This window comes from Microbacterium aurantiacum (genome assembly GCF_021654035.1).
Lineage (GTDB): Bacteria > Actinomycetota > Actinomycetes > Actinomycetales > Microbacteriaceae > Microbacterium > Microbacterium aurantiacum.
On record NZ_JAJPDW010000003.1, the window covers coordinates 254,012 to 274,705 of the forward strand.

Genomic DNA, 20,694 nt, shown 5'->3' on the forward strand with positions numbered 1-20,694 from the left:
ACGCACGCTGCCAGGCCGATCATCGATCGGACAACGCCGGGTTCTCCGGCATCCACGCTCAGGAGGAGCATGCCGACCACGGCGCCCACCCAGACGTCCTCTTCGCGACGACGCCGGCCCTCGTCCGCCCGCCGGGACGACGAGTCGCCGATCATCCCGATCCTCGCCCGCAAGGTGCGCGAGGTCGAGGCCAAGGCCCAGCGCGGGAAGCTCGGACCGACAAACCGCGTGAAGTTCCAGGTCATCGCCTTCCTCGTCCGCGAGGAGCGGGCACGGGTCAAGGCCGACACCGAGGCGAGCGACGCCACCCGCGCCGAGCTGCTCAAGCGCCTGGACGGGGTCGCGACCATCCTCGCCAAGACCGCCGCGCGCGACACCTCGCTCATCCAATTGCTCGAGGTGGATCAGGCCACGTCGCCCGTCGCCCGCCGGATGCGGCGGGACTGGCTGCTGGAGTCCGGGGCGGAGCTGCCGCCGGACGAACTGATCATCACCGACGCCGCGCCCGCTGCGGCCCCCGTCGTCCCGGCGGCCCTCGCCGAGCGGCAGGTGTTCCCGCCGCAGGTCGAGGCGCGGCAGATGGCGAACCCGTTCCTCGCCCCCGATCTCACCTCCCGCACCCCCGCATCCACCGCCCGACGGCGTCTGGACGGGTGGGAGCTGATGGGTCCGCTCTACAAGGCGTTCGAGACGGGCGCCGGCGGCACGGCTGCTTCGATGGAGCTCCCTCCCGTTCCGGAGTTCGACCGGCTCTCGCCGCGGGGCCTGCAGATCATGCCCCATCAGTCGCGCTTCCTCGAGGCTGTCCGCGAAGGACACCGCTCTTTCCTCCTCGCCGACGAGCCGGGCCTCGGAAAGACGGCCGAGTCGGTCCTCGCGGCATCCGTCGCCGACGCGTACCCGCTGCTCGTGGTCGTGCCGAACGTCGTGAAGATGAACTGGGCGCGCGAGGTCGAGCGGTGGACGCCGCAGCGTCGCGCGACCGTGATCCAGGGCGACGGTGAGAACATCGACGCCTTCGCGGACGTCTTCATCGTCAACTACGAGATCCTCGATCGGCACCTGTCGTGGCTCAGCTCCCTGGGGCTGAAGGGAATGGTGGTCGACGAGGCGCACTTCATCAAGAACCTCACGTCGCAGCGCTCGCGGAACGTGCTCGCGCTGACGGGCCGCATCCGTGAGCAGACCGGCAACCCCCTCCTCCTCGCCCTCACGGGAACGCCGCTGATCAACGACGTCGAGGACTTCGACGCGATCTGGCGGTTCCTCGGCTGGACGAACGGTGAGAAGCCGGGGCCGCTGCTGATGGAAAAGCTCGATGCCACCGGTCTCACCCCCGCAGACAAGGCGTTCTACCCCGAGGCGCGCGACGCGGTGATCTCGATGGGCATCGTGCGGCGCAAGAAGAAGGATGTCGCCGCCGACCTCCCGGACAAGCTCATCGCCGACCTCCCCGTGCAGCTCGACGACGACTTCGGCCGCTCGATCCGTGCCGCCGAGCGCGAACTGGGCGCGCGGCTCGCGGCGCAGTACCGCCGGATCATCGAGGCGCGCGGCGACCGGGGCCTCGCGCCCGGAGAGGTCGACGACGACATCGTGCGCCTGGTCGCGCACAACGAGCTCGAGGAGTCCAAGGCCGCCGGCACCGGGGGCGACAACGTCTTCACGATGGTGCGGAAGATCGGTCAGGCCAAGGCGGTGCTCGCCGCGGACTACGCCCTGCAGTTGCAGCGCTCGGTCGGCAAGGTCGTGTTCTTCGCCAAGCACATCGACGTCATGGATGCCGCGGAAGCGCATTTCGCCGCGGCCGGTCTGCGGACGGTGTCGCTGCGCGGCGACCAGTCCAGCGCGGCCCGGCAGGAGGCGATCGACGCCTTCAACGACGACCCCGAGGTCGGCGTCGCGGTCTGTTCGCTGACGGCCGCGGGCGTCGGGGTGAACATGCAGGCCTCGTCGAACGTCGTCCTCGCCGAGCTGTCGTGGACGGCCGCTGAGCAGACGCAGGCGATCGACCGCGTGCACCGCATCGGTCAGGAGGAGCCGGTCACGGCATGGCGGATCATCGCCGCGCACACGATCGACACGAAGATCGCCGAGCTCATCGACTCCAAGCAGGGGCTCGCCCAGCGCGCCCTCGACGGAGACGCCGTCGACCCGCAGTCGAGCGATTCGGTGCAGCTGTCGGCGCTGATGCACCTGCTGCGGCAGGCGCTCGGCGGCTGACCCGCGCCCGGTCCCGGCCTCCGGCCCGCCGTGTAGCACCGCGCTCGCGCGGACGCTAATGTCGGGTGAGGCAGCGTGGCCGACCCGATTTCCCGACAGCGAGGACCACAGCAATGAAGATCGGCATCCTGACCAGCGGCGGTGACTGCCCCGGACTCAACGCGGTGATCCGCGGCGCCGTGCTCAAGGGCACGACCACGTACGACCTGGAGTTCGTCGGCATCCGTGACGGATGGCGCGGCGTGGTGGATGGCGACTTCTTCCCGCTGACCCGGCACGAGGTGAAGGGTCTGTCCAAGGTCGGCGGGACGATCCTCGGCACCAGCCGCACCAACCCGTACGAGGGCCCGCGCGGGGGTGCCGAGAACATCGCCAAGACGATGTACGGCCACCGCCTCGACGGCATCGTCGCGATCGGCGGCGAGGGCACCCTCGCCGCGGCGAACCGACTCGCCGGCGACGGCATCAACGTCATCGGCGTGCCGAAGACGATCGACAACGACCTGCGGGCCACGGACTACTCGTTCGGATTCGACACCGCGGTCAACATCGCCACCGACGCGATGGACCGACTCCGCACGACCGGTGATTCGCACCAGCGCTGCATGGTCGCCGAGGTCATGGGACGCCACGTCGGCTGGATCGCCCTGCACGCCGGCATCGCCGCCGGCGCCCATGTCATCTGCATCCCCGAGGTGCCGTTGTCGATCGAGGAGATCACTCAGCAGGTCACCCGGGCGCACGACCGCGGCCGTGCGCCGCTGGTGGTGGTGTCGGAGGGCTTCAAGCTCAAGGACATGGACGAGGCTTACAGCGACAAGGGGCTGGACGCGTTCAACCGCCCGCGTCTCGGCGGCATCAGCGAGATCCTCGCTCCCGAGATCGAACGGATCACCGGAATCGAGACCCGGGCCACCGTGCTCGGCCACATCCAGCGCGGCGGCTCGCCGTCGGGCTTCGACCGGGTCCTGGCCACCCGCCTGGGCCTGCACACTGCGGACGCGATCGTGCAGGAGGCGTGGGGGCAGATGGTGGCGCTCCGCGGCACCGACATCGTGCGCGTGCCGTTCGCCGACGCCCTCGGCGAGCTGAACTCCGTGCCCCTCTACCGCTACGAAGAGGCCGCCGCCCTCTTCGGGTGACCCGGCAGCAGGCGATCCGGCGAGAACAGGCTGATTCCGCGGCGAACCGCCTGTTCTCGCCGGATCGCCTGTTCTGGTCGATCTCGGTGCGGGTCGCTCACGCCGTGACGGTGCGCGTGTGGAGCCCCTGCGCCATCGCGGTGACGACGGTGTCGCGAACGCGCTCCCACTCGAACAGGATCTGCTGGTAGTCGAACCGCAGGACCACATAGCCTCGCATCACCAGGCGCGCATCCGCCGCGAGATCGCGCCGACGATCGGCGGCCTGATGATGCGCGAATCCGTCGATCTGGATGGCGAGGGAGCGTCCGATCACGCCGTCCAACGGATGCCCGTCCACCCAGATCTGCTGACGCACGCGAACTCCGCTGCGCCGCATCCCGTCGACGAAGATCGTCTCCAGGCCGAAGTCGGAGAGCGACCCGGCGACCGCCGCGAGCTGCGCTGCCCGGGTGCTCCGCCAGGCGACGTGCGGCAGGAGGTCCGCTTCGATCGCCCGCGACCGGATCGCAGACTCCCACACGCTGAGTGCCTCTGCTCGCGGCAGGCATCGCGCGATATGGAAGAGGACGTTGATGCGCGGATCGTCGATCTGCGTTCGACCCGCGGGCGCCGGACCGCGGCTCCAGTGCACGTGCAGGCCGGCGGTGGCCAGGCGCGATGCGCTTCGGGGGACGGCGACGTGGACGCCTGCGGTGGTCGCCGGCGGCACCCACACGCCCCATATCGCCGCGGCGGAGACACAGGTGACGCGCCCTCCCACCGAGGCGGCGGCGATCCGCCGCGGGTCGCATTCGGGGAGCGCCAGCCAGGAGCGACGTAGCCGCCGCACGGTCCCGCGGGAAACGGCATCCGACATGTCATGAGCGCTGAATCCTGCGGCGCGGAGATCTGAGCTGTGCGCGATGCCGTCCCGGGCACGTAGCCATCCACCGAGGTCTTGAGGGCGTGCCATGACAGCCATGCTCACCGTGCGGGATGCCGCGGACCGTGGTGATCGGCGAATCTGTGGAGCGTTCCGGCGCGAATCAGTCTGGGGAGGACAGGGCGAAAGCAGGAGACCCGACGAGAACAGGACGATCGCGCGTGGACTGTCCTGTTCTCGTCGGATCGCCTGTCTCCGTCGGGCGCGCCCGTCAGGCGGCGCCGACGACGTCCAGGAGCCAGGCGATCTCGTACGCGCGCTCGTGCCAGCTGTTGTACCGGCCGCTGACGCCGCCGTGACCGGCGACCATCTCGCACTTCAGCAGCGCGTCGGCCCCGACCTCGCGTAGGCGCGCCACCCACTTCGCAGGCTCGACGTAAAGCACGCGGGTGTCGTTGAGCGAGGTGACCGCGAGGATCCGTGGGTACCGGACGCCTTCGCGGACGTTCTCGTACGGGGTGTACGACTTCATGTACGCGTACACGTCCGGATCGTGCAGGGGGTCGCCCCACTCGTCCCACTCGATCACCGTCAGCGGCAGTGAGGGGTCGAGGATGGTCGTCAGCGCATCCACGAAGGGTACGCCCGCGAGGATGCCCGCGAACAGGTCCGGCGCGAGGTTCGCCACCGCGCCCATGAGCAGTCCGCCGGCCGACCCGCCCTCCGCGACGAGGATCTCCGGCGTCGTGTACCCGGAATCAACGAGGTGGCGGGCGCAGTCGACGAAGTCGGTGAAGGTATTGCGCTTCGCGAGGAGCTTGCCGTCCTCGTACCACTGGCGGCCCATCTCTCCACCGCCGCGGACGTGCGCCACCGCGAAGATCACACCGCGGTCGAGTTCGGACAGCCGCGAGACCGAGAAGCCCGGGTCGATCGAGTGCTCGTAGGAGCCGTAGCCGTAGAGGTGCATGGGGCGGGGTGCGCGCCCCGCCTCGCCGAACGAGGTCTTCCACACCAGGGAGACCGGGATGCGGGTGCCGTCGGATGCCGGGGCCCACACACGCGCCTGCGCGTAGTCGGCCGGGTCGTACCCGCCGAGCACCGGCTGGCGCTTGCGCAGGTGGCGCTCACCGGTGGCGATGTCGAGGTCGTACACCGTGCCCGGAGTGACGAACGAGCCGAACCCGACCCGCAGGACCGGGGGAGCCCATTCCGGGTTTCCGCTCGCACCGACGGTGTAGAGCGGCTCGTCGAAGCCGATCTCCTCCACGGTGCCGTCGGCGTAGTCGAGCAGACCGAGGCGCGCGAGCCCCTCGCGGCGATATCCCAGGACGCCCCAGTCGCGGAACGTCGAGAGGCCGAGCAGGCGTCGGCCCGGGAGGTGGGGGACGACGACGGTGCGGGCTCCGGCCGGGTCCTCTGCGCTCACCCGGACGAGCTCGAAGTCGAGGGCGTCGTCGTTGTGCAGGATGAACAGGACGTCCTCGCCGTCGACGACCGCGTGCTCGCTGTCGTACTCCACGCCCTCCCGGCGCGGCCAGACCACGCGGGGTTCGCCGCGCAGATCGTCGGCATCCAGGATCCACTCCTCCGACGTGATCGAGGATCCGAGCCCGATCATCAGGTACCGGTCGCTCCGGGTGAAGCCGGCGCCGACCCAGTACCGCTCGTCGGGCTCGTGGAAGAGCTTCTGATCGGCGTCGACGGCCGTGCCGATCTCGTGCAGCCACACGGTGTCCGGACGCCACGCGTCATCGACGGTCGTGTAGACGATGAACGCGCCGTCGGGGGAGAACGTCGCTCCGGCGAAGGTGTCGGGGATGACGTCGGGCAGGTTCTCCCCGGTTACGAGATCGCGGACGCGCAGCGTGTAGCGCTCGTCGCCCTCGACATCCACGCCGTAGAGGAGGCGGGTGCCGTCGGTCGACACCTCGAAGCTGCCCAGCGAGAAGAAGTCATGCCCCTCGGCCTCGACGTTGCCGTCGAGCAGGATCTGCTCGCCCGGCACCTCGGTGTCGGCATCCAGCCGTGGTGGGGTCCAGTCCTCGGGCGAGGCGAGCGGTGCCCGGCAGTGGATGCCGTACTGGCTTCCCTCCACGGTGCGGGAGTAGTACCACCACTGCCCTCGGCGGACGGGCACCGAGAGGTCGGTCTCGAGCGTCCGCTCCTTGATCTCGCTGAAGATCCGCTCCCGGAGGCCCGCGAGGTGCGCCGTCCGCGCGTCGGTATAGGCGTTCTCGGCCTCCAGGTGCGCGATGACATCGGCGTCGTCCTTCGCGCGCAGCCATTCGTAGCGATCCTCGACGTCGTCGCCGTGATGACGGCGGATCGTGGGGCGGGGCTCGGGCGCGGGGGCGGATGCCGGGAGGGTGTCGTGTGAACTCACCCGTCCACGCTAGCGGCGCTCCGCCCGGGGGTGGCGGTCAGGACCCGTGCTTCGTCGATGCGGGAGGGTCGTGTCAGGCTGAGGGCATGGATGCCGCCCTCCCGCAGTTCGGTCAGTACGCCGCGCCCCGGCACACCCTCGTGCATCTCAGCGATACCCATCTCCTGGCGGGCAACCCGCCCCTCGGGGGTCGTTTCGACACGGCGGCGAATCTGGATCGGATGCTCGAGGCGCTCGAGCGGACCGGGCTGACACCCGACGCGCTCGTCTTCACGGGAGACCTCACAGACCTGGGCGAGCCCGAGGCCTACCGGACCCTCCGCGCGGCGGTCGAGCCGGTTGCGGAACGTCTGGGCGCTCCGGTGGTGTGGGTGGCGGGCAACCATGACGAGCGCGCGGCGATGCGGCAGGGGCTGTTCGACGCCGCACCGACCGAGGAGCCGGTGACGGGGGTGTGGGACCTGAACGGCCTGCGCCTCGTGGTGCTCGACACCAGTGTCCCCGGGTGGCATCACGGCGAGCTCGACACGGCTCAACTGGAGTGGCTGGCGGGCGTGCTCTCCACTCCGGCGCCGCACGGGACCGTCGTCGCACTCCACCACCCACCCCTGCCCTCGCACGTCCCGCTCTTCGACATCCTGGAGCTCCGTGAGCAGACCCGTCTCGCCGAGGTGCTGCGGGGGAGCGATGTTCGGGCGATCCTCGGCGGGCATCTGCACTACGCCACCACGGGGACGTTCGCGGGGATCCCGGTGAGCGTGGCCGCCGCCAGCTGCTACACCATGGACATCTCCCGCCCCGCCGTAGAGGTCAACGGCATGGACGCCGGTCAGTCCTTCCAGCTCGTCCACGTCTGGGAGGACACCGTCACCCATTCGGTGGTTCCGGTCGTGGATGCGCCGTCCGCGGATTTCTTCTCCGCGGAATGGGTCGCGCGGATGGCGCGGATGACGCCGGAGGAGCGCCTGGAGGAGTTCTCGCGGAAGCGCGGGTGACCAGACGCGGTGTACAGATGACGTCTCGAGAACGCCGTGGTGTACAGGGTGTCGGTGGGGCGACGCGGGTAGGGTCGGGGCATCCCTTCACACCGCCGTGACCAACCCACGAGGACTACACATGGCTCTGGACGCGATGACGCGCACACGTACCGAGACCGACTCCCTGGGATCCCTGGAGATCCCCGCCGACGCGTACTGGGGTATCCACACCGCCCGCGCGTTGGAGAACTTCCCGATCTCCAAGAGACCGATCTCCGTCTACAAGGACCTCGTCTGCGGTCTGGCGATGGTCAAGCAGGCCTCCGCGCGCGCGAACAAGGAGATCGGCGTCCTGGATGCCGAGAAGGCGGACCTCATCGACCGGGCCGCCCAACTGGTGATCGAGGGACGGTTCCACGACCAGTTCGTCGTCGGGGTGATCCAGGGCGGGGCCGGAACCTCGACCAACATGAACGCCAACGAGGTGATCACCAACATCGCCCTCGAACTCGCCGGGCGCGAGAAGGGCGACTACGCGTTCCTGTCGCCGATCGACGACACCAACCGCAGCCAGTCAACCAACGACGTCTACCCGACCGCGATCAAGGTCGGCCTGAGCCTGGATCTGCTGACGCTGATGGAGGAGCTCGACCTCCTGCGGAAGGCGTTCCTGGCCAAGGCCGTGGAGTTCCACGACGTGCTGAAGGTCGGGCGCACCCAGTTGCAGGATGCCGTGCCCATGACCCTCGGGCAGGAGTTCCACGGCTTCGCCACGACACTCGGGGAGGACCACAAGCGCCTCACGGAGAACGCGTACCTGCTGTACGAGATCAACATGGGCGCCACGGCGATCGGGACCGGCATCACGACGCACCCGGACTACGGGGCGGCGGTGCTGCGTCATCTGCGGGAGATCTCCGGACTCGACCTCGAGCTGGCGACCGACCTCGTTGAGTCGACGAGCGACACGGGCGCCTTCATGTCGTTCTCCTCGACGCTCAAGCGCAACGCGATCAAGCTGTCCAAGATCTGCAACGACCTGCGGCTGTTGTCCTCCGGGCCGCAGGCGGGTCTCGGTGAGATCAACCTGCCCGCCCGCCAAGCGGGTTCGAGCATCATGCCCGGCAAGGTCAACCCGGTCATCCCCGAGGTCGTGAACCAGGTGGCGTTCGCCGTCGCCGGCGCCGACCTCACCGTCACGATGGCGGTGGAGGGCGGTCAGCTTCAGCTCAACGCGTTCGAGCCCGTCATCGCCCACTCGATCTTCCAGTCGATCACGTGGATGCGGCGTGGGATGCACACGCTGCGGGTGAACTGCGTCGACGGCATCACGGTCAATCGCGAGCGTCTCGGTGCGATGGTCGGATCGTCCGTCGGGGTCATCACCGCGCTCACGCCGCACATCGGATACGCGGCGGCGGCCGCCCTCGCCAAGACGGCGCTGCTCACCGGGCACAACGTCGCCGATCTCGTGGTGGAGGCGGGGCTGATGTCGCGCGAGGACGTGACGAAGCAGCTCTCCCCGGCACGGCTGTCCGGTCTCGAGACGGTCACCGCGGCCATCCCCGTCATCGCCGCCGGCGACATCGACGGCGACGACACCGGGGCGTGAGCGCGGCGCGGGAGCGCGAGATTGCAGCGCCGATGCGCAGCCGATACGGTCAGGCAGAATCCGAGTGAGAGGAACCCCGTGACCGACCCCCAGAACCCCGCGGACCACACGCCGCCGCCCGCCCCCTCCGCAGCAACGCCCCCCGCCTACTCCGCCGCCCCGCCTGCCGCTCCGTCGGGTCCGGCGACCGGCCCCGTCCCGGGCAAGACCCTCGGGATCGTCGCTTTCGTCCTGTCGTTCTTCATGCAGGTCATCGCGCTGATCCTCGGCATCGTCGCGCTGGTCCAGAGCCGCAAGGCCGGCGCGAAGAACCCCTGGGCCGTCGCCGCGATCATCATCAGCTCGGTTCTGCTGGTCCTGGGGGTCATCGCGGCGATCGTGTTCTTCGCCGTCGTCTTCCCGACGCTCATGCAGGCGACCGAAGAGGTCGTCCGCCAGTGCCAGCAGCTCGGTGGCGGCGTCTACGAGATCAACGGGGTCATGGTCGACTGCGACCAGATCCTCGGCTGAGCCGTCCTCTTCGGGGCGCTGTCCGCGCCGCCGCTCCTCAATCGAGGATGCGGCAGTGCGTGGTCAGCGCCCCGATGCCGTCGATGCCCACGGTGACCGTGGAGCGATCGCGGAGGAACACCTGAGGATCGCGGGAGTACCCGGCGCCTCCCGGGCTCCCGGTGGAGATGAGGGTTCCCGGCAGGAGCGTCGCCGAGGACGACAGATGCGAGATCAGGGTGGCGACGGGACGGACCATCTGATCGGTGGAGGCATCCTGCAGGGTCCGGCCGTCGAGCACCGTCCAGATGTGGAGGCTCTGCGGGTCGGGGATCTCGTCGGCGGTGACCACGAACGGTCCGGTCGGGGTGAACCCGTCGAAGGACTTGCAGCGCGACCACTGCGCTTCGGAGTACTGGATGTCACGCGCGGTGATGTCATTGACGACGGTGTAGCCCCACACGTGGTCGAGGGCGTCTTCCGGGGAGACGTCCTTCGCGGGCGTTCCGATGATCACGCCGAGCTCGGCTTCGTAGTCGACCGCTTCGCTCAGGGAGCGCGGCCACGCGGTGGTGGCCTGGTGGGCGGCGAGGGAGTTGGGCCACAGTACGAAGACGGTCGGGGTGGAGTCGGTCTTCAGGCCCAGCTCGCTCGAGTGGGCGGCGTAGTTGAGGCCGATCGCGAGGATGACCGGCGGCGCCAGCACGGCGGAGGCGAAGGGCATCCCCGCCAGCGGATGCCGAGGCGCACGCCCGGCCGCATCCCGCACGCGGTCGAGCAGCTCCTGCCCGCCGGCGATCAGATCTTCCAGCACGCCGGGCGCGCCGTCGAACAGCTCGGACACGAAGATCGCCTCGTCGCCCTCGGCGATGACGAGCTGCGCCGACTCCGAGCCCGGGGGGATGACGTGGGCGAAGCGCATCCTCCCAACCTAGCGGGCGGGTGGGGCGGGAGAGCGTTGTGGTCTTTGTGATCATGATCCGCCGAACGCGGACCGTAGGCTGTCAGCCATGACGAATCCGTCCGGTCCCGCTCCCGGGAGACCGTCGCTGACGCCGCCGCCGTTCCCCTCCGCCCTGGCCCAGCCGCCGCACGCGAGCGCCGCCGCGATCCCCGCGACCGTGGTCACCGACGCCGTGGTCCCGGTGCCCGCACGCAAGGGACGCTCCGCCCCGATCTGGGCGATCGGCATCCTCGCCTTCGTCACGGTCGGGCTCGTCGGATACTTCCTGACCTTCCTCGGGGCGGGAGCCTCGCTCCTCGGGATGGTCCTGGCCCTCGTGCCGCTCGCGCTCGTGCTCGTCGCCGTCCGGCTGGTGGACCGGTGGGAGCCGGAGCCGCGCGGCCTGGTCGTGTTCGCCGTCGCATGGGGCGCGGTCGCCGCCGTGGGCATCGCGCTCGCCGTCGATCTCGGGATCACCACCCTCTTCGGCCCCGCCGACACCCCGCTCCGTGAGGCCCTGCAGTCGGTGGTCCAGGCGCCGATCGTCGAAGAGGTCGGGAAGGGGCTGGGTCTCCTCCTGCTGTTCGCGACCGCCCGGCGCGCGTTCGACGGGCCCGTGGACGGCATCGTCTACGGCGCCCTGATCGGTGCGGGCTTCGCCTTCACCGAGAACATCCAGTACTTCGCGGTGAGCTTCCTCGAGGGCGGTGCCGAGACCGTCACGGCGACCTTCTTCGTCCGCGGCATCCTGTCGCCGTTCGCGCACGTGATGTTCACGTGCCTCATCGGCTTCGCGCTCGGTCTCGCGGCGCGCCGCGGGGCGTCGTTCAGCGCGGCCCTCGGCCCCTGGCTCCTCGGGCTCGCCGGCGCGATCGCCCTGCACGCGCTGTGGAACGGCTCGGCGGTCTTCGGCGACTTCTTCGCCCTCTACGTCGTCCTGCAGGTGCCCCTCTTCGTCGTGTTCGTCCTGGGCGTGCTGATGCTGCGCCGCGAGGAGGCCCGGCTCACGCGCACCCGCCTCGGCGAGTACGCGGCGGCGGGCTGGTTCACGCCGCAGGAGGTCGAGATGCTCGCGACCTCGCCCGGGCGGAGGGCGGGGATGGCATGGGCGCGGACGCTGCGCGGCGACCGGACGCCCGTCATGCGCGAGTTCATCGCCGACGCGACCCGTCTCGCGGCAGCGCGGCAGCGCGCGATCACCGGTCGTGACCCGCACGCCGCCCACGACGAGCAGGAGCTGCTGGTGAAGACCGCAGCGGCCCGCGCGGCCCTGTTCGCACCCTGATCCGTCGGGGGAGGATGCTGCGGGAAAGACTCAGCGCCCGGTGCCGCGGCGATGCCTGCGTGACTCCCGAGCGCTGAGTTGGTCTTCCCTCAGGATGCCGAATGCGCGCCGTCGCTGTCAAGGGTCCCGTGGCACGTGCTTGGATGGAGGAATGACTGACGACCGCACCAAGCCCGAGATCGACGCCCCCACCGGACCCGCACCGGCCGACCTCGTCATCCGCGACATCATCACGGGTGACGGCGCCGAGGCGAAGCCCGGCGACAACGTCACCGTCCACTACGTCGGAGTCGAGTACACCTCCGGCGAGGAGTTCGATTCCTCCTGGAACCGTGGCGAGACCATCCAGTTCCCGCTCCGCGGCCTGATCCAGGGCTGGCAGGACGGCATCCCCGGCATGAAGGTGGGCGGACGCCGCGAGCTGGTCATCCCGCCGCACCTCGCCTACGGCACAGGCGGCGGCCACTTCCTCGGCGGCAAGACCCTCATCTTCATCATCGACCTCGTCGCCGTCGGCTGACCGACGGACAGGGAACGGGCGGGATCGGGGTGCACCGGTCCCGCCCGTTCTCGTTCCGGTCAGGTTCGATTCATTCATGGGAATAGAATCGTGGGATGCCCCGGTTGGGGAGATCGAACCGCCACCGCGCGGCCTGACCTGAAGGATTGACCTCTATGACCACCACTGCCACCGACATCCCCGGCTACCGTCCCGGCGTCTGGGAGCTCGACCCCGCGCACAGCGAGGTCAGCTTCGTCGTCCGCCACATGATGATCTCCAAGGTGCGCGGCGCCTTCGACATCAAGCGCGCGACCCTCACCGCCCCCGAGAACCCCCTCGAGGCCACGCTCACCGCTCAGGTGGACGCCGCCTCGCTCACGACGAAGGACGCCGGGCGTGACGAGCACCTCCGCTCCGCCGATTTCTTCGACGTGGAGAACCACCCCACCATCGACTTCGTGTCCACCGGTGTGCGCATCGAGGACGGCGACTTCCTCGTCGACGGCGACCTGACCATCCGCGGCACCACCAAGCCCGTCACCTTCGACGTCGACTTCGGCGGCTTCGGCTCCGACCCGTGGGGCAACTACAAGGCCGGTGCGACCGCGAAGACGGTCATCAACCGCGAGGAGTTCGGCCTGACGTGGAACGCCGCGCTGGAGACTGGCGGCGTCCTCGTGGGCAAGGACGTCACGATCGAGCTCGACCTCCAGGGCGCTCACCAGGCGTGACACCCGGAGGGGAGGGGGCGGCGGCTGCGGCTGTCGCCCCCTCCGTCGTCTTCGGGCGGCGTCTCAGGCGGTCCTGTGCGAGCAGGATGCCGAGGAAGACGATCGCGGCGCCGGCGGGTTCGTTCCAGTGCAGCGGTTCGCCGAGGATCAGGATGCCGAGGGCGACTCCGACGACCGGGGTGATGTAGGTGACCGTCGAGGCGCGCGTCGGGCCCCACGCGCGGACGGTGTTCTGGCTCCAGATGTAGGCGATTCCGGTGCCGAGGCAGCCGAGCAGGAGGACGCTGATGAGGACCGGGACGTCCGGTTGCAGGGGCGAGAGGGCCACCACGGGGGTGAGGGCGACCATGATCGCCGCCGCGATCCCGATGTTCAGGAACGAGAACGTCAGCGCCGTCATGCCGGAGGCGGAAACGAAGCGCCGCATGTACGCCAGGCTGAACCCGTAGCACGCGGTCGCGCCGAGGATCGCGAAGGAGGGCGCGAGACCCTCGCCCTCGGCGGCTCCCGGCCCGATGATCACGGCGACACCGGCGATCCCGAGGAGGATGCCGAGGATCTGCGTGCCACCGAGGCGCTCGACGCGGAACACGGCCCATGCCATGATCGCCGTCATGATCGGCGTGGTGGCGTTGAAGATGCTGGCGAGTCCGCTCGTCACGTACTGCTGCGCCCACGAGAAGAGGAGGAACGGCGCGACGCAGAACGACGCCGCCAGGACCGTCATGTGACCCCAGACCGCGAGGCTCCGGGGGAGTCGATCGCGACGCAGCGCGACGAAGACGCCGAGGGTCAGGGCGCCGAGAACCAGGCGGGACCATGCGACCTGTCCGGGGGACATCCCGGTGAGCGCGATCTTCATGAACAGGAAGCTCGATCCCCAGATGGTCCCGCAGAGGATGAACTGGATCGCGATCGAGACGCGGGAACCTTTCGCGAGGTCGCGGGCGGGAGCATCGGCGGTCACCGCCCGACTCTAGCGCCGCCCCGCGACATCGTCCGTGCGTGCCACCTGGTAGACTCGTGCAGTTGCCGTTGGATCGGCCGCGGATAAAGAGAGCTCACGCATCCTGCGTCGGGCGCCGCGCAACAAGCAGAGAGGGGATCGAATCTATGGCACTTGAAGCAGATGTCAAGAAGGCGATCATCGAAGAGTACGCGACGCACCCCGGTGACACCGGATCCCCCGAGGTGCAGGTCGCGATGCTGTCGCAGCGCATCAAGGACCTGACCGAGCACCTGAAGCAGCACAAGCACGACCACCACTCGCGTCGTGGGCTGTTCCTGCTCGTGGGTCAGCGCCGTCGTCTGCTCGGCTACCTCCAGGACATCGACATCGAGCGCTACCGCTCGCTGATCGAGCGCCTGGGTCTGCGTCGCTGACGCGACCGGAGGTCGAGCACCGCGTCTCACGCGGAGCACGCACCAGCGTTCAATCGCGCAAAACTTTCTTGGAAGGCCGCCCCAGGTGTGGGGCGGCCTTCGTCGTTCCCGGAGGTCTCACCGCCCGTTACACACGCATCGGGCAGCGGAAACACCGGGGAAATCTGTCTGAGTAACGTCTGTGTCAGGGCTCCTCGCCCCCCACGGTCCCTCTCCTCCGGCCCTTCCGGCGACCCGCCGAACGGCTCTCCTTGGCGTACCCGCAGAAGGGCGCAGCGGCCGTGGCACCCCGCATCCCCGGAAGGACACCGTCCGTGCACTCACCCCTCCGCAGCGTCTCCCGACGCCTGCGCCGCGCCGCCGCCGTCGGCACCGTCTCCGCTCTCGCCGCGTCGGGACTCGTCGCGGCATCCGTCGTGGCCGCCGCCCCCGCCGTCGCCGCCGAGAAGCCGAAGGTCACGGTCGTCGCGACCGGCGGCACGCTGGCCGGCAAGGCCAACGGCCGTGACACCTACACCAGCTACCGCGCCGGAACCTATCCGATGGCGGACCTCATCGCCGGCATCCAGCCGGAGGTCTCCGCCTTCGCCGATGTGGACGTCGTCCAGTTCGGCAACGCCGGATCCGGCGGCTACACGATCGCCCAGTATCGCGAGCTGACCCTCGCCGTCGAGGCCGCGCTGACGACCTCGGATGCCGTCGTGGTGACCACCGGCACCGACACCATGGAGGAATTCGCGTACTGGCTCGACCTCACGGTCCAGAACAAGAAGCCGGTCGTGATCACCGGTGCGATGCGCCCATGGGCAGCCGGCGACACCGCCGCCGATGCGACCGTGCTCGGATCGGACGGCCCGGCGAACCTCCTGCAGTCGATCCGCCTCGCCGCGAGCCAGTCCACGTTCTGCTTCGGGACGGTCCTCATGCTCAACGACGAGATCCACGCGGCGCGTGACGTCACGAAGGGGAACTCGACCCGCAACGACACCTTCGTGACCCGGATGTCGGGCGTCCTCGGCTGGATCGACGGGGCGAACGTGGTGGTCAACCGGGCGCCGGCGCGCGTCCTCGACTGCGCCTCGGAGGACTGGTTCACCCCCTTCGACCTCGACGAGGTGTCGGGCGACCTTCCGCGGGTGGAGATCTTCTACAACTACCAGGCCGCGGGAGGCGAGGCGATCGCCGCCTACGCCGCCGCGGGCGTGAAGGGCATCGTCACGGCCGGAACCGGCGCCGGCGGGATCTCCGCAGCCCCGGGCCGCGAGCGCACGGCCGCCATCAACAACCAGGGCATGTGGTTCGTCAGCACGACCCGGACCGGAAGCGGCTCGGTGTCCGGCGGCTCGGGCAACATCATCCCCGGTGGCGACCTGCTCCCGCAGAAGGCACGCCTGCTGCTGCTGTTGAGCCGCACCTTCACCGAGGACGTCGCCGTCGCCCGCGGGTGGTTCTCGGACTTCGGCAACCCGTCCTTCAGCACTGCGTCCCTCGCCGGCTCGGTCGACCCGCTCCCCGGGGGCTCGACCCCCGAGCCGGAGCCGACGGGAGAGCCGACGCCGACCGGTGAGCCGACGCCCACCGGAGAGCCCACGCCGACGGAGGAGCCCACCGCGGAGCCGACCGGTGAACCCACCGCGGAGCCGACGGGCGAGCCCACGCCGACCGCCCCGGGCGCTGTGGCCGGTGGAGGCACCGGCGGCGGTTCCGACGGCGGATTCCTCGCCGTGACGGGAATGGGCGGGATCGGCGCCGTCGTCTTGGCCGCCATGATGATGCTTGGCGCCGGCGTAACCGCCGTCATCCGGCGCCGCCACCGTCATCTCGGTGAGCAGGTCATCTCGCACTGACCCGACGGATGTCGCGATGACGACGATGCGGCCACGGGGAATCCCCGTGGCCGCATCGGCATTCCTCAGGCGCTGTCGTCCGCGCGACGCCGGGCCAGGAGATCGGCGTGGTGGATCTCGGCGACGTCGGGGTGCGCCCGCAGCCGCGACTTCAGGGCGTTCTCTCCGAACACCGCGTGGATCGGGTTCGCGGGGTCCTGCGTGACGCCGCGTGCCGCGGCGGCGAGGTCGGCCTGAAGCTCGATGAGCGGCAGGCGGGCATCCAAGGACGGATTGAAGAAGAACGGCACGGAGATGCGATCCTCCGGGAACCGCGGGGAGACGACCCGGTGGTTCGTCGCCACCAGATACCCCTGCGTGGCGTACTCCAGCATCTCGCCGATGTTCACCACGAAGGCGCCCTCGACCGGCGGCGCGTCCACCCAGGTCCCCGCCTTCTCGACCTGCAGTCCGCCGCGGCCCGGTTCCACCCAGAGCAGGGTGAGCACGCCGGCATCCTTGTGCGCTCCGACGCCCTGCTGCGGCTCCGGCGCCGTGGTCCCGGGGTAGCGCACGACCTTCAGCAGGGTCGCGGGCTCGGCGAAGGACGCGTCGAAGAACGTCTCGGGCGCGCCGAGAGCCTGCGCCCAGGCGCCGAGGAGCCGACGGGAGATCGCGATGAGGTGCCGCTGCCACTCGTCGAGGACGACGCGCAGCTCGGGCTGTGCCGGCGGCCAGAGGTTCGGTCCGACGAGTCGGGCGTGATCGGGCGCGGTCGGGTCCTCGACGGCGGGGAGCTCGGGTCCGACGTCGATCTGCTCGCGCCAGTCGACCTGCCCCTGGGTGCGCTCGCCGCCGACGCGGGTGTAGCCCCGGAAGTGCGGACTGCGGATGTTCTCGATCGCGAGCTTGTCCGCCTCCGGCAGGGCGAAGAAGGCGCGCGAGACCCGCAGGAGATCCGCCTCGAGCTGCGGCGGGACGCCGGTCCCGGTGAGGTAGAAGAAGCCGACCTCGTGCGCGGCGCGGCGGAGCTCGGCGCGGAAGCGTGCGGCGTTCTCCGCGCCGGCGTCGAGGTCGGACAGGTCGAGGATCGGCAGGGACAGCTCGGACATCCCCCGACGATACGCCTCCGGACGCCGGCGGTCGGAGCGTGTTGCCCCGCGTTACCGCTCGGGCCGGCGGGCGCCCGTCGGATCGGTGCGGCGCCCTTCGCGTCCGGCGAGCGTGGGATCGGCGAAGAGCCAGGCCGGGCGCGGTTCGACCAGAGGCCGGAAGACGCGACGGACGGGCCCGGACGACAGGAATACCGCGATGGCCACCGAAGCCAGCAGCATGACGGGAAGCCAGACCCAGTCCGGGCGCGCGTCCCGGAGGATGCCGGTCTCGCGGAACGGATAGAGGACGAAGGTGTGCAGGAGGTAGACGTACATCGTGTACTGGCCGAGCGTCGTCCACCGCTTCTGTCCGCGGGGGATGAGGACGAAGAACGCGGCGCTCAGCACGAGGGCGACCGTGATCAGCAGCAGGCGGATGCCGCCCGCCCACCATGCGGCGAGGCCGAGGCTGGAGTAGTCGTCGCGGTAGAACATCCATGTCCCGAGGCCGACATCGCGCCACGTGTCCGAGAAGAACCACGCGATCGCCAGGGCGCCGAGGAGGATCGCCGCGGCGAACACGACGAGCGGCCATGGGCGGGGGCGGAGGAGCCGGTGCCGCTCGACGATGTCGTGCTGATGCAGCCACCAGCCGATGGTGAAGAACGGGAGGAGGCCCAGCGCGCGCGACAAGGAGAAGGTCGCGTCGATGTGGGGGAGGTAGCCGGCCCCGACGGAGATGGCCACCGTCCACAGCACCGGCCACCGCAGGAGCGCGAGATAGGGCAGCGCGACGCGGAAGATCGCGAGCGCGAGGAGGAACCAGAGCGTCCACGACGGCTGGGTGGGGTCGATTCCCGGGTCGCCGTCGATCACCCATGACAGGAGGGACCAGATGGTCTCGAAGATCAGGTAGGGGATCACGATGTCGGTGAGCACGCGCGCCATCTGCCGTGACGTGGGGGCTCCGGACTTGGAGAAGTATCCGGCCATGATCGCGAACGCGGGCATGTGGAAGGCGTAGATCGCCAGATACACCGCGTACGCAGCATCCGAGTCGTAGGTGAGGCGCTGGATCGCGTGACCCGCGACGACGAGGATGATCGCCGCGAATCGTGCGTTGTCCCAGAAGGGCGTTCGCGTCTTCCGGGGTGCGGTGGTTTCGCTCATGACGCCGCCACGTTACTCCTGGCGGACCTCCGGGAATACTCTGAGAGCGTCGGCGTTGCAGGGGATGCATTCATTTGCATAGATTGGCCTCGGAGGATCCCGAGGACCCAGAGCGGAGAGATCGTGAACGACACCACCCCGTGGCCCGCGATGCAGTTCGGCATCTTCACGGTGAGCGACATCACCGAAGACCCCACCGACGGACGCACGCCCAGTGAAGCGGAGAAGATCCGCAACACCATCACCGTGGCCCGGCACGCCGAAGCCGTGGGGCTCGACGTCTTCGCGCTCGGCGAGCACCACAACCCCCCGTTCTGGTCGTCGTCGCCGACCACGACGCTCGCGTACATCGCCGGTCAGACCGAGCGGCTGCTGCTGTCGACGGCGACGACGCTGATCACGACGAACGATCCGGTCAAGATCGCCGAGGACTACGCGATGCTCCAGCACGTGTCCGGCGGGCGCACCGACCTGATCCTCGGCCGGGGCAACACCGGACCGGTCTATCCCTGGTTCGGAAAGGACATCCGCCAGGGTCTCGCGCTCGCGATCGAGAACTACAACCTGCTCCACCGCCTGTGGCGGGAGGATGTCGTGGACTGGGAGGGACAGTTCCGCACGCCCCTCCAGGGGTTCACCTCGACCCCCCGGCCCCTCGACGGCGTCCCCCCGTTCGTGTGGCACGGGTCGATCCGCACCCCTGAGATCGCCGAGCAGGCCGCCTACTACGGCGACGGCTTCTTCGCCAACAACATCTTCTGGCCGAAGGAGCACTACCAGCGCCTGATCTCGCTCTACCGTCAGCGCTTCGCGCACTACGGCCACGGCACCCCCGAGCAGGCGATCGTGGGCCTGGGCGGACAGGTCTTCATGGCGAAGAACTCTCAGGACGCCGTCCGCGAGTTCCGCCCCTACTTCGACAACGCCCCCGTCTACGGGCACGGGCCGAGCCTCGAGGACTTCAGTGAGATGACCCCACTGACCGTCGGATCGCCGCAGCAGATCATCGATCGCTATGCCGGTATGCGGGAGACGTTCGGCGACTACCAGCGCCAGATGTTCCTCATCGATCACGCGGGGCTTCCGCTGAAGAGCGTGCTCGAGCAGCTGGACATCCTCGGCGGCGAGGTGATCCCCGTCCTCCGGCGCGAACTGGCGAAGGACCGTCCCGCCGACGTCCCGGATGCGCCCACGCACGCGGGTCTGGTCGCTCGCGCCTACGGCGACGCGGCTCCCCGTCAGGCGGTCCCGGCCGGCAACCGCGGCGACAACCTGACGGCGGGCTCTCCCTACCGGGACGCCGCGGTCGCGTCGGCGGGGTCGGCGTCCGGCGCCGCGGCGATGAAGAAGGGAGCCTGACATGACCCGACGTCGGATCGCGGTCATCTCGGCGGGGCTCTCCAGCCCGTCCTCGACCCGGTTGCTCGCCGATCGCCTGTCGGCGGCGACCGCCGCAGCGCTGACGGAGCGCGGGGTCGAGACGGAGGTCGAGGTGTTCGAGCTGCGCGACCTCGCCCACGAGATCACCGACAACCTCCTGACCGGATTCGCCCCGCCCGCGCTCGCCGCCGCCATTGAGGACGTCGTCTCCGCGGACGCCCTCATCGCCGTCACCCCGATCTTCTCCACGAGCTACTCGGGACTGTTCAAATCCTTCATCGACGTCCTCGAACCCACTTCGCTCACCGGGAAGCCCGTACTTCTGGGCGCGAACGCCGGCACGCCCCGGCACTCGCTCGCCATCGACTACGCCATCCGGCCGCTGTTCGCCTACCTGCATGCCGAGCCCGTGTCGACAGGCGTGTTCGCGGCGTCGAGCGACTGGGGGGCGGATGCCGACACGGTGACTCCGCTCGGCGACCGCATCGACCGGGGCGCGCGCGAGCTCGCCGACGCGATCGTCGGTCGGGCGCCCGCTGCGGCGGCGGATCCGTTCGACCCCGCCCACTACCTGGGCGAAGGGCGTTCGTTCGCGGATCTCCTCGGCGGCGGCAGCGGCTCCTGACGCCGGTGACCGAGCGGCTCCCGCTGACGCGACAGGTCGCGCCGGTGACGGCGCGCCGACG

General features: G+C 69.7%; 18 protein-coding genes. 12 read left to right on the plus strand and 6 right to left on the minus strand.

All coding sequences use genetic code 11. The features are described from left to right. Positions 1-69: 69 nt before the first annotated feature. Complete coding sequence (locus LTL01_RS09490) at positions 70-2,223, plus strand: DEAD/DEAH box helicase (RefSeq protein ID WP_236968364.1); 2,154 nt, start codon at positions 70-72, stop codon at positions 2,221-2,223. Positions 2,224-2,336: 113 nt separating this feature from the next. Continuing rightward, positions 2,337-3,365 (plus strand): 6-phosphofructokinase, encoded by a 1,029-nt coding sequence (locus LTL01_RS09495; protein ID WP_053547586.1) that lies wholly within the window; start codon positions 2,337-2,339, stop codon positions 3,363-3,365. A 97-nt stretch (positions 3,366-3,462) separates the two neighbouring features. Here the strand turns inward: LTL01_RS09495 and LTL01_RS09500 are convergent, their stop codons facing one another. After that, a complete protein-coding gene (locus LTL01_RS09500; protein WP_236968365.1) occupies positions 3,463-4,320 on the minus strand; it encodes a DUF559 domain-containing protein in 858 nt (285 codons plus the stop codon). A 181-nt stretch (positions 4,321-4,501) separates the two neighbouring features. After that, positions 4,502-6,616 carry a S9 family peptidase gene (locus LTL01_RS09505; protein ID WP_236968366.1) on the minus strand — a complete coding sequence of 705 codons (2,115 nt, stop codon included), beginning with the start codon at positions 6,614-6,616 and terminating at the stop codon, positions 4,502-4,504. Positions 6,617-6,702: 86 nt separating this feature from the next. Between LTL01_RS09505 and LTL01_RS09510 the strand changes: the two genes are divergently transcribed. The 3 genes from LTL01_RS09510 (at position 6,703) to LTL01_RS09520 (ending at position 9,715) form a co-directional block, all read left to right on the plus strand. After that, complete coding sequence (locus LTL01_RS09510; RefSeq protein WP_236968367.1) at positions 6,703-7,611, plus strand: phosphodiesterase; 909 nt, start codon at positions 6,703-6,705, stop codon at positions 7,609-7,611. A gap of 121 nt (positions 7,612-7,732) precedes the next feature. Next, positions 7,733-9,205, plus strand: coding sequence for an aspartate ammonia-lyase (locus LTL01_RS09515; protein ID WP_236968368.1), 1,473 nt, complete (start codon positions 7,733-7,735; stop codon positions 9,203-9,205). A 78-nt stretch (positions 9,206-9,283) separates the two neighbouring features. After that, positions 9,284-9,715, plus strand: coding sequence for a DUF4190 domain-containing protein (locus LTL01_RS09520; protein WP_053547582.1), 432 nt, complete (start codon positions 9,284-9,286; stop codon positions 9,713-9,715). Between the two features lie 37 nt (positions 9,716-9,752). On the opposite strand, the gene LTL01_RS09525 is transcribed toward LTL01_RS09520, so the two are convergent. Then, a complete protein-coding gene (locus LTL01_RS09525) occupies positions 9,753-10,616 on the minus strand; it encodes a fumarylacetoacetate hydrolase family protein (protein ID WP_236968369.1) in 864 nt (287 codons plus the stop codon). A gap of 88 nt (positions 10,617-10,704) precedes the next feature. Between LTL01_RS09525 and LTL01_RS09530 the strand changes: the two genes are divergently transcribed. The 3 genes from LTL01_RS09530 (at position 10,705) to LTL01_RS09540 (ending at position 13,155) form a co-directional block, all read left to right on the plus strand. Next, positions 10,705-11,922 carry a PrsW family intramembrane metalloprotease gene (locus tag LTL01_RS09530; RefSeq protein WP_236968370.1) on the plus strand — a complete coding sequence of 406 codons (1,218 nt, stop codon included), beginning with the start codon at positions 10,705-10,707 and terminating at the stop codon, positions 11,920-11,922. A 151-nt stretch (positions 11,923-12,073) separates the two neighbouring features. After that, positions 12,074-12,442 (plus strand): FKBP-type peptidyl-prolyl cis-trans isomerase, encoded by a 369-nt coding sequence (locus LTL01_RS09535; protein WP_053547579.1) that lies wholly within the window; start codon positions 12,074-12,076, stop codon positions 12,440-12,442. A gap of 155 nt (positions 12,443-12,597) precedes the next feature. Beyond that, positions 12,598-13,155 carry a YceI family protein gene (locus LTL01_RS09540; protein ID WP_236968371.1) on the plus strand — a complete coding sequence of 186 codons (558 nt, stop codon included), beginning with the start codon at positions 12,598-12,600 and terminating at the stop codon, positions 13,153-13,155. On the opposite strand, the gene LTL01_RS09545 is transcribed toward LTL01_RS09540, so the two are convergent. Continuing rightward, positions 13,115-14,122: a DMT family transporter gene (locus tag LTL01_RS09545; RefSeq protein WP_308195178.1), complete on the minus strand. Its 1,008-nt coding sequence runs from the start codon at positions 14,120-14,122 to the stop codon at positions 13,115-13,117. The two genes, LTL01_RS09540 and LTL01_RS09545, sit on opposite strands and share 41 nt — an antisense overlap. Before the next feature lie 146 nt (positions 14,123-14,268). On the opposite strand from LTL01_RS09545, the gene rpsO reads away from it, so the two are divergent. Continuing rightward, positions 14,269-14,538, plus strand: a complete 270-nt coding sequence (gene rpsO, locus LTL01_RS09550) for a 30S ribosomal protein S15 (protein ID WP_053547576.1) — start codon at positions 14,269-14,271, stop codon at positions 14,536-14,538. Positions 14,539-14,852: 314 nt separating this feature from the next. Further along, positions 14,853-16,385, plus strand: coding sequence for an asparaginase (locus LTL01_RS09555; protein WP_236968372.1), 1,533 nt, complete (start codon positions 14,853-14,855; stop codon positions 16,383-16,385). Between the two features lie 65 nt (positions 16,386-16,450). On the opposite strand, the gene LTL01_RS09560 is transcribed toward LTL01_RS09555, so the two are convergent. Beyond that, a complete protein-coding gene (locus LTL01_RS09560) occupies positions 16,451-17,476 on the minus strand; it encodes an isopenicillin N synthase family dioxygenase (protein WP_236968373.1) in 1,026 nt (341 codons plus the stop codon). Positions 17,477-17,527: 51 nt separating this feature from the next. Next, entirely contained in the window at positions 17,528-18,628 is a 1,101-nt protein-coding gene (locus LTL01_RS09565; RefSeq protein ID WP_236968374.1) for an acyltransferase family protein, read from the minus strand. Positions 18,629-18,778: 150 nt separating this feature from the next. Here LTL01_RS09565 and LTL01_RS09570 point away from each other — a divergent pair, with 150 nt between their 5' ends. Next, the gene (locus LTL01_RS09570) at positions 18,779-19,987 is read left to right on the plus strand and encodes an LLM class flavin-dependent oxidoreductase (RefSeq protein WP_272877967.1); all 1,209 of its coding nucleotides are present in this window, start codon (positions 18,779-18,781) and stop codon (positions 19,985-19,987) included. Between the two features lies 1 nt (position 19,988). Then, entirely contained in the window at positions 19,989-20,633 is a 645-nt protein-coding gene (locus tag LTL01_RS09575; protein WP_236968376.1) for an FMN reductase, read from the plus strand. Positions 20,634-20,694: the final 61 nt, after the last annotated feature.